Below are 14,442 nucleotides of genomic sequence, written 5' to 3'. Positions count from 1 at the left end.
CGCCACCTTTGCTATGGATGCCGTGACAAGGTCCGGAAACACGAAATGATCGCGGCGCGATGAAACTGCTGGTTATAGAGGACGACGTGCAAACCGCTGCGTTTGTCACCAAGGGGCTGCAACAGGCTGGCCATACGGTGGACCTGGCAGCCAATGGTGATGTGGGCTTCGAACTGGCGCAAACCAATCCATATGACGTTCTGGTCGTTGACCGCATGTTGCCAGGACGCATGGGGCTGGACTTGGTCGCAGCGTTGCGTCAGCAGGAGGTTTTAACCCCGGTTCTGATCCTGACGGCCTTGTCATCGGTGGACGACCGGGTCGAAGGGCTGGAAGCCGGCGCCGACGACTATCTCGGCAAACCTTTCGCCTTTACCGAGCTCCTGGCGCGCGTGAAGGCGCTTCACCGCCGAGGCGCGCACGGTGGCGCCGACAGGGACGAAACGCTGCGCCTGGGCGATATGACTATCGACTTTCGCAGACGGCGCGTTACGCGCGGCGACCGGCGCATCGATTTGACATTACAGGAATACAAGCTCCTGGAATTTCTGGCGCGGCGTGCCGGCGAGATCGTTACCCGGACCATGCTGCTCGAAAACCTGTGGGGTTACGATTTCGATCCGCGCACCAATATCGTCGAGGCCCATGTCAGCCGCCTCAGGGCGAAAATTGACCGTGGCCTGGAGAAGTCGGCACTGCGCACGGTCCGCGGCATTGGCTATGTGCTCGATGAACCCGTTTAAGCGCCTCCTCGTCCTGTGGAGCACGGCCACCTTCCGCCTTGCCGCCGTATTCACGCTGATCTTTGGGGTTGGCAGCGCCATCCTGTTGCTGGTCCTCAACATGGCGGTCTCACGGTTCGCCGAACAGGAAATCCGCCAGGCGCTTCAGCACCAGATGGCAATAATGCGCGCCGACGTAAACCTTGAAGGCGGCGCAGCACTTGCCAATGTCCTCAACGAACATAGTCTGAACGACGATATCAGCCGTTACAGCTATTACGTCGTCGCCCCCGACGGCAAGGTCTTCAGCAGCGGCTTGCCAGCTGAAGTGGCCCGGGCAACGGGATTCAGCCGCATTGTCATTCCCGTCGAAACCGCAGACGGCCAGCCCGAACCCGGCACCTTCATGGTACTGACCGAGCGCGCACGTGATGGAACCTTCATGGCTGTTGGGCGCGACACCTATTCCCTGCAACAACTGCGCGACGGCCTGAACAATGTCGCCCTGTGGGGCGGACTGGGCCTGATCATTCTGGCCGTGGGCGCCGGAACAACAGCAGGCATGTTGTTCCTCAAACGTCTTGACCGCGTCAATGCGGTCGCGGCCCGCCTCATCGACAGCAATCTCAGCGAACGCCTGCCGTCGATTGGCTTCGGCAGCGAATTCGACAAGCTGGCCGGCAATCTGAACCGGATGCTGGACCGTCTGGAAGCGGCCATTACAGCCGTGCGTCAGGTCTCTGCCGATCTGGCGCACGACCTGCGTACGCCCCTGACGCGCCTGCGTAACCGGCTGGACGAAGCGGCAGCGACCGGTGAGCCAAGCCTGATCAACGACGCCATCGACGAAACGGACGAAATCCTGCGTGTCTTTAATGCGCTTTTACGCATTGCCCAAATCGAAGGCGGCGATGTGCGCAAAACCTTCCAGAAGCTGGACCTGGGCGATATTATCGGCCGCGTCATTGAGATTTATCAGCCAGCGGCCGAGGAAGGCGGGCGCATCTTGCGGCCCGATCTCACGGGCAAGGCCATGGTCATGGGCGACGCGGCGCTGTTGCAGCAATTGTTGACCAACCTCGTCGATAACGCTCTGAACCATACGCCGGCGGGAACGACGGTCATGGTCAGCCTTGGTCATGATGCTGGCAAGGTTGTGTTGACGGTCGCTGACGACGGGCCCGGCGTCCCACCGCCGGAACAAGCGAAGATAACCAAACGCTTTTATCGCCTCGACGCCAGCCGCGGCACGCCCGGCGCCGGGCTGGGACTGCCTCTTGTGGTCGCCATCGCGGACCTGCACAAGGCAGCATTCGCGATAGAGGACAATGCACCGGGATTACGCGTCAAAATCCTCTTCAATTCTGCGCCCTGAACGCCGTCACTTCGTCATTGGGTATCCATTCACATTCATGACCTGACGCGGTTTGTAAAGTTCGACCTCGGCGGAATGATGAAGCGTTATATTGATGCTGGCCGCCAACAGGAGTGTCGCGGCGGCGATACCAATCAGGAGTTTGGGTTCTAGGGGTTCGGCAGGTCTCCGAAGGTAGAAAAAGCCCAGGACCGCGAGCCAGATCGCGGCGAAGGCAAGGCCGCCGACCACGTCCGAAAGCCAGTGGGCGCCGAGATAGACGCGAGAGAAGGCCATCAGCACCACCAGGCACGCCGCGCCGCATGCCAGGGGCGTTCGCCAGGTGAACGGTGCCTGTCGAACGATGATCATCGCCAGACAGCCATACAGGATGGCATTGGTCGTGCTGTGGCCGCTCGGGAAAGAAAACAGATCGACACCGGCCTCGTAGATATCAGCCGGCCGCTGGCGCTGAAGCGCTGTCTTGAGCAGGCTGTTGATCGCCGAACCTCCGGCGACGGCCATCAGCCAGTAAAGGAGCGTGCGCCATGCCCGGCGCCAAGCCAGTCCGGCTGCGATCGCGCAGGCAACCGTCAGGACAACTATGCTGTCCCCCATCTCCGTGATGGCGATCAGGACGCGATCCGCCTCCACACTCCGCAGGCTTTGCAGAAACCCGTAGACCGCCTTGTCAGGAAGGAACAGCGGATCGCCTTCAATCAGGTCCTCGACAATCGCCAGGAAGAGACCCACGGTGCCCGCGAACAGGATCGCAAGGACCAGGAGCGTCTGCCATTCCTGCCGGAAGGGATCGAACCAGCCATTGAGGCGCTTCGACAGCCAGGGCGACCGTCCCTCCAGCCAGCCGTGCGCGGCGACGGATCGCCGGGCAATGAAAGGGATGAGGCGAAACAGGGTCAACCTGAGCAAAAAAATGACGCCGCAGACGCCGATCAGTATGGCCGCCAGCAGCATCACCAATGTCAGCGTTGCTGCGTTCATGAGATTGAACCCGCGACAAGAGGAAACCTGAAGCCGATGCGCAGGCCGGGCGCAGTGTCGGTCAGTTCCATCGTGGCATAATGGGCCTGTGCGATCGCCGAGACCAGGCTGAGCCCCAAGCCAAAGCCCGGCGTGGACCGGCTTTTTTCCAGCCGTGCAAACCGCTTCACAACGTGCTCGCGCTCTGACGGATCAATGCCCGGTCCGCTGTCGGCCACTCTCAGTTCAACCTGCCCGTCGCGGTGGCACAGCGACAGTGACAACCGGGTACCTGACGGTGTGTGACGCATAACGTTTTCGACTAGATTGACCAGAAGCTGCGATATGAGATGGCGGTCGCCGTCAATGATCGCGCCGACCGCAAGTTCGGTTTCCAACCTATAGCCGCCCGCTTCCAGGTCCGGGCGGAAGGCGTCAGCCACCCGTTCGACAATCGGGCACAGGTCGATATGGATGAAATGCTCGCGTACCTTCAGGGTTTCGATCTCGGATATCCGCAGCAGGGCGTTGAACAGGTCAAGGATTTCCCGGCTGCGGTCCGACGCCTTGGTCAGCGCCTGGCGGAAGGCCTCGACATCGCGCGCCTCGCTCAAAGCCTCGTCGAGGACCTGTTGAAGACGGGCCAGAGGCGTGCGCAGATCGTGGGCGATATCGTTCGATACCTGCTGGAGATTGCCGACCAGTTCGGCATTGCGGTCCAGCATACGGTTCAGGGTTTCGGACAGCCGGTCGAACTCGCTGTCTGTGCCATCGCGCACCATGCGCCGGCTGAGGTCGCCATCGATGATCGCCTGGGCCGTGGCGTCGATCTTACCCAGCCGCCGCCGGATCAGAAACCCCAGGCCCAGGGCGCCGCCGACACCCATGACGAGCATGGCACAGAAGACCCCGCCGAACAGGCCAAACAGTTGCGCGTCCATTTCGTCAACGGGCGAACGGTCGGCCGCGACGACCAGGATCAGGCCGTCGTTCAACCGCCGGGTCAGGGCCTGCGACACGCCGCGCTTGCCGTTGCCTTCGTCGTCGTAAAGGAATTCCAGCCAGCCCGGCTCCGGCGCCCTGGCGCGCAGTGTACCGGCTAGCCGGTTACCCTGGCGGTCGTCCAGGATATAACCCATGCCAGTTACCCGGCTCTGCGCCTCGCGCTGGCCGATTTCGGCGGCGATGGCCGGGACACCGCCGTTGTGGTAGATGGCTGTCAGGATTTCGGACTCGGTGGCGATGCGCTGGTCCAGTTGCGCTTCGACCGCCTCATGCGTCACTGTGTATATACCGAAGCAGATAGCCAGGGCCACCAGGCTCAGCAGGACACTGATGGCGGTCGCCATGCCCAGCACGGTCTTGGGAAAGAACCGCTTCATGGTGTGCGAATCATGTAGCCGGCGCCACGCACGGTGATGATGGCATCGTCCTCGAAACCCGCATTCAGCTTGGCGCGCAGACGGCTGATATGGGTCTCGACGATATTGGTATGCGGATCGAAATCGAAATCCCACACGCGCTCCAGCAGCATGGCCTTCGTCATGATGCGGTGAACATTACGCATCAGCTCTTCCAGCATCAGCACTTCGCGCGGCTGGAGATCGACCCGCTTTCCGCCCCGTTGGACGGTGCGTTTGCGCAGGTCCAGTTCGATATCGCCGACGCGCAAGGCGGTCTCAACTTCGACAACAGCCGGGCGGCGCATAATGACGTTGAGGCGCGCGCTCAGTTCGGACAGGGCGAAGGGTTTGGTGAGGTAGTCGTCGGCGCCGCTTTCCAGTCCCTCAACCCGGTCGCTGATGCCGCCCATGGCCGTCAGCAGGATGACCGGTGTGCGGTTGCCGCCGGCGCGCAGCATCTTAAGGACCGACAGGCCGTCCTTTTCCGGCAGCATACGATCCAACACAATGGCGTCGAAGGTTTCTTCCATGGCGCGGAACAACGCTTCGGTGCCGGTGCCGACCGTGGCGACGATGTGCCCGGCCTGGGTCAGCCCCCGCCGGATAAATTCGGCCGTGTCGGCCTGATCGTCTGCCACCAGTATTTTCATGGTCCCCGTCTTACTTGACACCCCGGTTTTCGTCCACGCCCTGCCAGCCACCGCCCAGCGCCTTGAACAGCGCGATCTGGCTGCGTACAAGCCTGAGATCCGAGGCCGCCAGGTCGCGCTCGGCCGCATTGCGAGCCGATTGCGCGTCCAGCACCCATAGTAAGCTGTCTTCACCCAGCCGCCAGCGGCTCTGCGCCCGCGTGAACGCCTTATCGCCTTCAGTAAGGGCGGCTTGCAGGCTTAGACGGCGGCGCTGTTCCGCCTGGTAGGCTGCCAGGGCTGTTTCGGTTTCTCGCAAGGCATTGAGGATAACCCCGTCGAAACGTGCTAGCGCGGCATCGGCCGTGCCCGTGGCGGCGGCGATCTTCGCCCGCTCCACGCTTTGGTTCGGAAAGTTCCAAGTGATCAGCGGCGTCAGGAAGGCGTCGAACCCGCCACCGATGTCACCGGCCGAGGCACCAAGACGGATACGGGGGTAAAGATCGGCCGTAGCGATGTCGGTCCGCGCCGCTGCCGCCGCCAGCTTGCGTTCGGCTTCGCGCACATCGGGGCGGCGGGCCAATAGCGCTGCGCCTTCTCCGACAGGCAGGGGCGAAGCAATGTGTGGCAGAGTCCGGCAGCCGCTATCGAGGCTTGCGGCCCCAGCCGGTGGCAGACCTTGCAGAGCCACCAGGGTGTAAAGCGCACGGCGCCGTTCGGCCTCAAGGCCGGGCAGACCGGCGCGCGCCGTTTCCAGCGCAGCCGTCGCCTGTGCCACTTCCAGCGGCGACACTTCGCCCAAGCGCAGTTGCGTCGCGATCAAGTTCCGGTGTTGGGCGGCCGTATCGATCTGCGCCTGGACCAGTGCGCGATCGTGCGACGCCGCGCACAGCTCGACATAGGCCGTGACAGTGTCGGCGACGACGGTCACGCGGGCGGCTTCAAGCGTCGCCTGGGCCGCATCCGCGTCAGCGCGCGCGGCGCGAGTAGCGCCCCTCAGCCGGCCGAATAGGTCAACCTCATAGGCGACGGTAAAGCCCGCCTCATAGCTGGTCTTTGGGACACTGGAGGTGCTGGGCTGCGTATTGGCCTTGTCGGGGCCAACGCCGCTTTCCAGCACGGTAGCAATCCCCTGCGCCCCCTGAGCCTGACGGGCCGCGGCACGTGCCGCTTCGAGATTGGCGCGGGCAGCACGAATATCTGTGTTGGCCGCCAGCGCCCTTTCAACATGGCTGTTCAGCACAGGATCGTCGAACAGCCGCCACCAGTCGCCTGGCACCGGCGCCGCACTAATGGCATTTCCAAATTCCTGGAAGGGTCCCGCTGCAGTGACCGACGCTGATGGAACGGCCGTCGGATGGCTGGCGCAACCACCAGCCATAATCAGCGCAGCAAGGCTGGCCGCGATAAACAGGTGTCTCATGCAGTGACCTCCTGACCTTGAGCCGGCTTTAAGTGGCGGCCGAAGCGGGCGTAAAGCGCCGGCATCAGCAGCAGGTTCAGCGTCGTCGAACTGATCAGGCCGCCCAGGATCACCAGGGCCATGGGGTGCTCGATCTCATGACCCGGCGCATCGCCGTTGACGATCAGCGGCAGCAGGGCCAGAGCTGCGCACGAAGCGGTCATCAGGATCGGCACCAGCCTTTCCTCGGCACCGCGCAGGATGAGACGCGGACCGAAGGCTTCGCCTTCGCGGTGCTCGAGGTGCTGGTAGTGGCTGATCAGCATGATGCCGTTGCGCGCCGAAATCCCCAGCACGGTGACAAAGCCCACGAGGGATCCCAGCGACATGACGCCGCCGGATAAGATGACGGCGATTACCCCGCCCAGCAGCGCGAACGGCAGGCTCAATCCTATCAAGGCGGTCAGGCGGATCGAACGAAATTCGAGCCAGATCAGCAATAGGACGCCCAGCAGGCAGAACCCGCCCATGATCATCAGATCGCGTTTGGACTGTTGTAGGGCGGCGTACTCGCCAAGAAATTCCGGATGGTAGCCGGGGGCGAATTTCATCTTTGAGACCTTGGCCTCGACGGCGCGGGCCACCGTACCCAAGTCGGAGCCGGAGATGTTCAGCGTCACGTCGATGCGGCGCGATCCGTTCTCGCGCTTGATCTCATTGGCGGCCGGCATGACGAGGACGTCAGCCACATCGCCCAGACGCACTTGGCCGCCGCCCGGCGCGGCGATCATCGCATCACGCAGGGCATGGACGTCGCTACGCGTTTCGGCTGTCCCCCAGACCGTGACGTCGACGCTCATCTGGTTGCGGAAGATTTCGCCGACCTTCGAGCCGGCGACAAGGGTGTTCGCTGCCCGGCGAATATCGCCGGCCGACAGGCCGTAGGCGGCCATAGTCTCGGGCTTCGGACGGATTTGGATCTGCGGGATCAGCTTTTGTTGTTCGACCTTGAGGTCCGCGACGCCCTGTATTCCGGCCACAGCCGCCTTGACCTCGGCGGCCTTGGCGCGCAGCGTCTCCATATCTGGTCCATATATGCGGACCACAACGCTGGCCCCGGCGCCGGTTAGCACCTCCTTGATGCGTTCACGCAGATAGGTCAGCACGTCGCGGTACAGGCCGGGATAGCCATCGATGGCCTCCTGGATCTTCTTGACGCTGGCGTCGTAGTCGGCCTTTTCGTCCAGGCTGATCCACAGTTCGGTGAAGTTGGGACCATAGACTTCGTCACCAGCCTCGGCACGGCCGATGTGGGACCCGAAATTGCGCACGCCTTCGATAGAGCGAAGTTCCTTCGACGCCTGGATGGTGATGCGGTCCATCGCCTCGACCGAAGTGCCAGGCTTTTCGACGAAGTGCATCAGGAAGTCGGTTTCGCGGAAATTAGGCAGGAACTGGTCCTTCGTCGTCACGTAGCCTATGGCCGCCACTGACAAACCGGCGGCGATCAGTCCCATGGCCAGTTTCGGCCGCCCGACCATGACCGGCAAGAAGCCGCGATAGGCATGTTTAAGACCTCGCACCATGGCTGGTTCGGTCTTCTCGCCCGACGACTTCGGCATCAGCAGCAGGCACAAGGCCGGCGTCAGCGTCAGGGCGATCAGCAGCGACGAGGCGATCGCCAGAATGTAGGCCGTGGCCAGAGGGCGGAAGAAGCTGCCCGACACCCCGCCCATGAAGAAGACCGGCAGGAAGACCAGCATGACGATCAGACTGGCGAAGACCACGGCCGTGCGCACCTCCAGCGACGCCGCCAGCACTACGTCGAAGGCCGGTTTCGGCGTTTCCAGCTGGCGGTTCAAGCGCAGGCGGCGACCGATATTCTCAACATCGATAATAGCGTCATCGACGATTTCACCCAGCGCGATGACCAGGCCGGCAATCACCATGGTGTTCAGGCCTTGTCCGGTCAAAGACAGGACATAGGTGGCGCCCAGCAGCGATAGCGGAATGGCGGTCAGGCTGATCACCGCCGCGCGCCAATCGCGGGTGAACAGGATCAGCACGCCGGCGACCAGGGCGCAGCCCAGCCACAAGGCCTGGGTCAGGTTGTGAATCGAGCGCTCGATAAAGGTTGCTGGACGGAAAATGGTCGAATCGACGTCGATCCCGGTCAGGGCCGGCTTCAAGTCGGCCAAGGCGGCTTCGACGCCACGCGTGACGTCCAGCGTGTTGCCGCCCTGCTGCTTCTCGACGATCAGCAACAGGCCTGGTACGTCGTTGATGATGGCGTCACCGATCGGCGCGGCATGGCCTTCGGTAACCGTGGCGACATCGCCGATACGGATCGGCGCGCCATTGCTCAGCTTGACGACGGTCAGGGCCAAGGCGGCCGGCGTTTCGGCGGCCGACAGGTGACGCACCGCCAGGCGCTGGTTCGGGGTGTCGATAAAGCCGCCGCCCCCGACCAGGGCAGCATCGCCGGCCGCACGCTGAACCTCGGCGACCGTCACGCCAGCCTCGGCCAGGCGGGCAGGATCGACCAATACCTGAAGCTGGCGATCGCGCTGACCCCACACGGCGACATTGGCGACGCCGGGCACGGCCATAAGCTTCGGCCGCACTGTCATGCGCACGATGTCCGACATCGCCATCTGATCCATCATTTTCGACGACATACCGATTTTCATGGCTCGGCTGGTGGCCGACAACGGCGGCAGCATGACCGGGGGGCGCACCGATGACGGCAGCCGGGTGGCAACAAGGGACACCCGTTCCTGCACCAGTTGCCGGGCGCGAATGACGTCAGTGCCTTCCTTGAGGATCACGACAACCGAGGACAAACCGAGGACGGATTTCGAGCGCAGGGTCTTCAGCCCCGAGACGCCGTTGATGGCGGTCTCCAGCGGGACGGTAACCAGGCTTTCGACCTCCTCGGTCGACATGCCGGGCGCTTCCGTCTGGATCTCGACCATGGGCGGGGCGAATTCGGGAAAAACATCCAGGTCTGTTTGCGGAATCGCCCGCAGGCCGACGACCAGAAAGACTACGGCCAGGGCCAGGACAAGGACGCGCTGACGCAGGGCGTTGGTGACAAGCCAGTTGAGCATGATCGTCCCCTATTTCGCGCCGAATTCGGTACCGAACAGTTCGGCCGCGCCAGCCGTGACGACCTCGTCGCCGGCCTTCAGACCGCGATTGAGCTGGAAATGACCGTCTTTGGCCGCCGCGATCTCGACGCGCCGGCGTTCATAGGCATGGGGTGCGGTGCGGACATAGACCCACTCCCCGCCATAGATGTCGCGCAGCAAGGCTGAAGCCGGAATGGTCAGGCCGGTATTGGCGGCTCCGCGCACGGGCAGGCCGACAGACACCCTCTGCCCTACGCTGACCACGTTGCCGGTATTGGAAAAACCAAAATAAAGATCGACCGTCCCGGCCGCGGCATTGGCCGAGGGCGGCGCATTCACAGGTTTCGCCGTCAGCACGACGCCCTCACCGCCCAGCGGCTGGACGGTAGCGGAGGCCTGGCGGTCGATGCGTTCCAGGTCACCGGCATAGACGGTGGCGCGAACCCAGAGATAGCCCTGCTGGTTCAGCGTCGCTACGGACGGGCCCAACAGGCTGCGCTGGGTTTGCGCCGCTTTCAGATTGGCCTGCGCTACGGTGACGGCGCTATTGGCCTCATCGCGGGCGCGGGCGCTTCCGGCTTCCGCCTTGACCAGATCTTCGGCGCGTTTGGCCGCCGCCTGAGCCAGTTCGAGTTGTGCCTGCGCGCGTGCGACATCACCGTCGGCGCGAGCCTGGTTGGCCGCCAGGGTTGCCGGGTCGGTGGCGGCACCCGACGGCAGGCCGGCCGTGCCCGGCGCCACGACTTCGCCGTGAACGCTCATCGCCTGGCTCAAGGCGCCTTCACCGACAGCGACGGTAGCCAGTCCAAGACGCCTTTCCGCATCGGGTGTAAGGGTCAGTTTGAGCAGTTCGGTTTCATGGCCGATGACTTCGAGTGCAGCCGGCTTCACCGGTGTGGCGGCCTTCTTTTGCCCGTCGCAAGCGGTAAGGCTCAACGCTGCCATGGCAACAAGCGCAAATAACCCTGGTCTGGACATATTTCGCTCTCCCGCGACCTCTTCGCGGGAAGCCATAGCCGCTTTGTCCTTCGCTCCGGCTGGCAGCATTTATACAAGATGCGAAGGTTTTCGTCAGTCCGGCGTCAAGTGCGCAACGATACCAGGACAGCACCGCCGGCGATCAGGGCGACACCGGCCCAATTTGCTGGGCTCAGTTTCTCGCCGAGGAACAGCACGGCGAAAACGGCGACGAAAACGACGCTTAGTTTATCGATCGGGGCCACACGGGCAGCGTCGCCCAGCTTGAGGGCGTGGAAATAACAAAACCAGGATGCTCCGGTTGCAAGACCCGACAGGATCAGGAACAGCCACGTCCTGTTAGTGATGCTTGACGGGGCCTGCCAGCTTCCGGTCGCGACAACCAAGAGCGCGGCCGCGAACAAGATCACAATCGTCCGGATAAACGTCGCAAGGTTGGAATTGACGTTTTCGACCCCTAGCTTGGCAAATACAGCCGTTAATGCCGCAAAGACCGCAGACAGCAGCGCCCAAAATGGCCAGGATGTGTAGAGGGTGCGCATGAGATAACTCATCGACAAAGTCAAATTAGAAGTTTGCAACTAATCACTACGTAACATGTTTCTGATGCCATCCTTGCCCGATGATTTTAGCTACAGCCTTAGAATGGGGCCAAATGTCGGCAATGACTGATGCTATGGCACTCAGTACCGGCAGAACAGCGCCAAATCCGAAAAAAGAAGTCCAGAAATCGCAGTTCGCACATGCCGCCCGGAAGTGGACCTCCATGGTTTGACAACACCCTGAAACTATCGTCGCCGACACGTCGTTGAGTGAACCACGCCCCTCTGTTTATGGGTTGACAGGCTGTTAGCCTTGAGCAATTGCAGGCCTCGCCTCAGTTAGAGGGCTTCCGCGCAAAGGGCATAGAGGTGCTGCTGCTCAACGACCCGGTCGACAGCTTCTGGACGTCGAGTGTCAACGACCACGAGGGCAAGACTTTCAAGTCCGTGACGCAAGGTCTGTCTGATCTTGATAAGATTGCCAGTGGCGATGACAGCGCGCCCGCCAAGACCGAAGTTTCGACCGAGATTTCCGCCTTGATAGAGTTCATGAAGGAAGCGCTCAAGGATCAGGTCTCAGACGTTCGCAGTTCGGCCCGTCTTACCGAAAGCGCTGTCTGCTTGGTCGCATCCGATCATGGACCTGACCGGCAGCTCGAAAAGATCTTGCAAGGCGCCGGACGACTGAAAACCGCGTCGAAGCCCGTGCTCGAAGTCAATGCCGACAACTCCCTCGTGAAGGTTGCATCCAGGCTTTCGGATACGGCCGATCGCGAGGACGCCGCTTGGCTTCTGCTCGACAAAGCGCTTGTCCTCGACGGCGACAGGCCGGCGAACCCAAGGGCGTTTGCTGAGCGGCTGGCACGGTTGTTCGAAAAGGCGTACACCCGTTAAGTGTTTAGGGCCGTTGGATATAATCCAACGGCCAATGTCTTCACCAAATCGGAACTGGAACTGAGTGACCCACGGCGGCACCTTTCGTGGCTTTAAGCAGACCCCTGGCAGACATGTCCAGGTTCACAATACCGCAGCATAACAGGTGCCGCGTCTCGTATTAGAAGCGGGATGATCTGCAAATTCCGCCGAAATAATTCCGTTGAACTCTTGAAGCGATACCCGACCTTTTCCTATATTTCGTGCGAGGGCATTTGACCCTCTTTGTCCTTCCAAACTCTTGTTCCGATGAGGATTTGCAATGACAGCGCAACTTTTCCCCAACTCACTTTTCGGCAGCAGCATTGGCTTCGAGCGCCTGAACGATCTGTTCTCGCAGTTGAGCCAGGGCGACAATGACGGGTATCCACCGTACGACATCGAAAAATTTGGAGACGACCAGTACCGCATCACCATCGCAGTCGCCGGCTTCACTGAATCAGAGCTTCAGCTCAGCGCCAAGGACGACGAACTGATCGTTACTGGCCGGAAGGAAGCGGAAAACGAAAGCGGTACCTACCTGCACCGCGGCATCGCCGCCCGCGAGTTTCAGCGTCGTTTCCGCCTAGCCAGCCACATGATTGTCAATGGTGCCGAACTAAAGGACGGCCTGCTACGCATCGACTTGGCGCGCGAACTGCCAGCAGAACTCAAGCCGCGCCGCATCGAAATCCGCATCGGCGAAAACGTCCACAGCCTCGCTGCGCCCGAAGGTCAGAAGAAGCTGTCTTAATCAACCAAAACGTCTTGATGACCTTTTTAAAAGGAGGTTTAATGTCATGGACATCAAGAAATTAAACCCGTGGAATTGGTTCAGCCGTGAAGAGCCGGCGGAGGGCAGTCATCCTGTTGCAACTTCGCAAAATGCCGTCGCGCTCCATCCCACCGACGCGCTAGCTCAGTTCCATAAGGAATTCGATCACAGTTTCGCCAAACTGTTTCGCAGCTTCGGCATGGGACCGCTTGTGGCCTGGCCGGGTGCGGTGGCCGCGGGTGATTGGCGGCCATCAATCGACGTGGTCTCAAACGATAAGGACTATATCGTCAGCGTCGAAGTCCCCGGGTCTAACGCTAATGATGTGCGCCTAGAAGTCACGCCGGATGGCGCGCTCATCGTTAGCGGCGAGAAGCGCCAAGAGACGAATAGCAATAACGGCGGCATCCACCGTATCGAGCGATCCTACGGTGCCTTCCAGCGCGTGCTGTCGTTACCGGAGGACGTCGATCGAGACGCCATCGACGCAAGGTTCCAGGATGGTGTTCTTACCATCACCTGCCCGAAGACCGCGATGGCGACCGCCCCCGACCGCAAGATCGATATCCGCAAGGCCGCATAATCGCCGGAATTAAAAATAGACGTGAGGTAGCGATTATGATCTCGAATTCAACCGACCCTTGGATGATCGATCCGCAAGCGCCTGAACCGTCCACGCCCGAGAGCCTGATAAAGCGGCAGGACGCGTTTACGCCGGTCACTGAGCGCGCCGCAAGGCACCCTAGTGTATCCCTAACACCTGAGGAAGAGCGCATATGCGATATGGCGACTGATTAACGCCACACCCTTCAGCGAAGCCGTTCCAACGGCTTCGCTTCCTTTGCCTAATCCGACTTAAACACCGAAACCGGCTTTCAAAAAAACCTTGTGTTAACGCATCGGCTTGGGGCGACGTACCAAGCGCTTCAGATGACTGATCAGGCGTCTTCAGCTCGATGTCGCGCCGGCTGGCCGGTGTCAAATCCCGAAATAGAACCGGTTCGGTGGCGGCTCGATGAAATCGGCAGAAAGCCGACGTCGGCGGCAATACTCCGGAGTTGCACTGTAGTCATGCTGACAATTTATGACGACTGTTTGAGTATCTGGTTCCAAACCGAGACAAACGTGTAGGTTTATACCGGGCCTACTCTAACATTGTCAACAAATCAATGAGGTGGAGGCTAACAGATGGAGAGGCGGCTCGAGAACCCCTATCCTATGCCCGACTTTATCGCCGAGGCGCTAAGAGCTCGTGGATTGCAGGCGGCCTACGACGAGCGTCCGCCATATCAGCGCAATGACTATATAGGCTGGATCACTCGAGCTAAGCGCGACGAAACGCGTCAGAAGAGACTGAACCAAATGCTTAATGAACTGGAAGGCGGCGCGCTCTACATGCGTATGAGACATAATAGGCCGAGCGATTAACAGCTTATGGAATGAAGCTGAAAGTCTAGTGTTACCCGGGCATAAGCCGCGTGATAGCTTACCAGCCGCGCCATATCCGGAAATGTAACCTAGAGCAGATTCCGATCACGTAGCATCGTATCCGGCTGCGGCGAACATGTTGGCGCATTCGGCTGGTGTGAAGATGTCGATAGCCTTGGCTATTG

The 14,442-nt window shown here is 61.1% G+C and carries 13 protein-coding genes; 6 read left to right on the top strand and 7 right to left on the bottom strand.

Features of this window, described 5'->3' with window-relative positions; all coding sequences use genetic code 11:
* The first annotated feature begins 59 nt into the window (after positions 1-59).
* Together J2X24_RS14940 and J2X24_RS14935 are read left to right on the top strand one after the other, a co-directional pair.
* Positions 60-743 carry a response regulator transcription factor gene (locus tag J2X24_RS14940; protein ID WP_209723355.1) on the top strand — a complete coding sequence of 228 codons (684 nt, stop codon included), beginning with the start codon at positions 60-62 and terminating at the stop codon, positions 741-743.
* Positions 730-2,097, top strand: coding sequence for an ATP-binding protein (locus tag J2X24_RS14935; RefSeq protein ID WP_209723352.1), 1,368 nt, complete (start codon positions 730-732; stop codon positions 2,095-2,097). Before J2X24_RS14940 ends, J2X24_RS14935 begins: the two co-directional genes overlap by 14 nt.
* A gap of 6 nt (positions 2,098-2,103) precedes the next feature.
* Here the strand turns inward: J2X24_RS14935 and J2X24_RS14930 are convergent, their stop codons facing one another.
* The 7 genes from J2X24_RS14930 to J2X24_RS14900 all read right to left on the bottom strand — a co-directional run bounded on the left by J2X24_RS14930 (position 2,104) and on the right by J2X24_RS14900 (position 11,142).
* Positions 2,104-3,078 (bottom strand): phosphatase PAP2 family protein, encoded by a 975-nt coding sequence (locus tag J2X24_RS14930; RefSeq protein WP_245344723.1) that lies wholly within the window; start codon positions 3,076-3,078, stop codon positions 2,104-2,106.
* Positions 3,075-4,439: a sensor histidine kinase gene (locus J2X24_RS14925; RefSeq protein ID WP_209723349.1), complete on the bottom strand. Its 1,365-nt coding sequence runs from the start codon at positions 4,437-4,439 to the stop codon at positions 3,075-3,077. The genes J2X24_RS14930 and J2X24_RS14925 overlap by 4 nt, the downstream gene beginning before the upstream one ends.
* Entirely contained in the window at positions 4,436-5,110 is a 675-nt protein-coding gene (locus J2X24_RS14920) for a response regulator transcription factor (protein ID WP_209723347.1), read from the bottom strand. The genes J2X24_RS14925 and J2X24_RS14920 overlap by 4 nt, the downstream gene beginning before the upstream one ends.
* 10 nt (positions 5,111-5,120) lie before the next feature.
* Entirely contained in the window at positions 5,121-6,512 is a 1,392-nt protein-coding gene (locus J2X24_RS14915) for an efflux transporter outer membrane subunit (protein ID WP_209723344.1), read from the bottom strand.
* The gene (locus J2X24_RS14910; protein ID WP_209723342.1) at positions 6,509-9,601 is read right to left on the bottom strand and encodes an efflux RND transporter permease subunit; all 3,093 of its coding nucleotides are present in this window, start codon (positions 9,599-9,601) and stop codon (positions 6,509-6,511) included. Before J2X24_RS14910 ends, J2X24_RS14915 begins: the two co-directional genes overlap by 4 nt.
* Before the next feature lie 9 nt (positions 9,602-9,610).
* Positions 9,611-10,600 carry an efflux RND transporter periplasmic adaptor subunit gene (locus J2X24_RS14905; protein WP_209723339.1) on the bottom strand — a complete coding sequence of 330 codons (990 nt, stop codon included), beginning with the start codon at positions 10,598-10,600 and terminating at the stop codon, positions 9,611-9,613.
* A 104-nt stretch (positions 10,601-10,704) separates the two neighbouring features.
* Positions 10,705-11,142 (bottom strand): EamA family transporter, encoded by a 438-nt coding sequence (locus tag J2X24_RS14900; protein ID WP_209723336.1) that lies wholly within the window; start codon positions 11,140-11,142, stop codon positions 10,705-10,707.
* A gap of 321 nt (positions 11,143-11,463) precedes the next feature.
* Between J2X24_RS14900 and J2X24_RS14895 the strand changes: the two genes are divergently transcribed.
* The 4 genes from J2X24_RS14895 to J2X24_RS14880 all read left to right on the top strand — a co-directional run bounded on the left by J2X24_RS14895 (position 11,464) and on the right by J2X24_RS14880 (position 14,257).
* Positions 11,464-12,036, top strand: a complete 573-nt coding sequence (locus J2X24_RS14895; protein ID WP_209723333.1) for a hypothetical protein — start codon at positions 11,464-11,466, stop codon at positions 12,034-12,036.
* Between the two features lie 301 nt (positions 12,037-12,337).
* Positions 12,338-12,808 carry an Hsp20 family protein gene (locus tag J2X24_RS14890; protein WP_209723330.1) on the top strand — a complete coding sequence of 157 codons (471 nt, stop codon included), beginning with the start codon at positions 12,338-12,340 and terminating at the stop codon, positions 12,806-12,808.
* A gap of 46 nt (positions 12,809-12,854) precedes the next feature.
* A complete protein-coding gene (locus J2X24_RS14885) occupies positions 12,855-13,412 on the top strand; it encodes an Hsp20/alpha crystallin family protein (protein ID WP_209723327.1) in 558 nt (185 codons plus the stop codon).
* 605 nt (positions 13,413-14,017) lie between these two features.
* Complete coding sequence (locus J2X24_RS14880; RefSeq protein WP_310004010.1) at positions 14,018-14,257, top strand: YdeI/OmpD-associated family protein; 240 nt, start codon at positions 14,018-14,020, stop codon at positions 14,255-14,257.
* The last annotated feature ends 185 nt before the right edge of the window (positions 14,258-14,442 follow it).

Source organism: Asticcacaulis solisilvae (assembly GCF_017875235.1).
In the GTDB taxonomy this organism is placed as follows: Bacteria; Pseudomonadota; Alphaproteobacteria; order Caulobacterales; family Caulobacteraceae; genus Asticcacaulis; species Asticcacaulis solisilvae_A.
Note: the sequence above shows the minus strand (reverse complement) of the source record. Positions and strands in the feature narration are given on the sequence as shown.

Bases quoted from the DNA above. Each gene is read 5' to 3' on its own strand.
- J2X24_RS14940 (WP_209723355.1), top strand. From the start codon at position 60: ATGAAACTGCTGGTTATAGAGGACGACGTGCAAACCGCTGCGTTTGTC.
- J2X24_RS14935 (WP_209723352.1), top strand. From the start codon at position 730: ATGAACCCGTTTAAGCGCCTCCTCGTCCTGTGGAGCACGGCCACCTTC.
- J2X24_RS14930 (WP_245344723.1), bottom strand. From the start codon at position 3,078: ATGAACGCAGCAACGCTGACATTGGTGATGCTGCTGGCGGCCATACTG.
- J2X24_RS14925 (WP_209723349.1), bottom strand. From the start codon at position 4,439: ATGAAGCGGTTCTTTCCCAAGACCGTGCTGGGCATGGCGACCGCCATC.
- J2X24_RS14920 (WP_209723347.1), bottom strand. From the start codon at position 5,110: ATGAAAATACTGGTGGCAGACGATCAGGCCGACACGGCCGAATTTATC.
- J2X24_RS14915 (WP_209723344.1), bottom strand. From the start codon at position 6,512: ATGAGACACCTGTTTATCGCGGCCAGCCTTGCTGCGCTGATTATGGCT.
- J2X24_RS14910 (WP_209723342.1), bottom strand. From the start codon at position 9,601: ATGCTCAACTGGCTTGTCACCAACGCCCTGCGTCAGCGCGTCCTTGTC.
- J2X24_RS14905 (WP_209723339.1), bottom strand. From the start codon at position 10,600: ATGTCCAGACCAGGGTTATTTGCGCTTGTTGCCATGGCAGCGTTGAGC.
- J2X24_RS14900 (WP_209723336.1), bottom strand. From the start codon at position 11,142: ATGCGCACCCTCTACACATCCTGGCCATTTTGGGCGCTGCTGTCTGCG.
- J2X24_RS14890 (WP_209723330.1), top strand. From the start codon at position 12,338: ATGACAGCGCAACTTTTCCCCAACTCACTTTTCGGCAGCAGCATTGGC.
- J2X24_RS14885 (WP_209723327.1), top strand. From the start codon at position 12,855: ATGGACATCAAGAAATTAAACCCGTGGAATTGGTTCAGCCGTGAAGAG.
- J2X24_RS14880 (WP_310004010.1), top strand. From the start codon at position 14,018: ATGGAGAGGCGGCTCGAGAACCCCTATCCTATGCCCGACTTTATCGCC.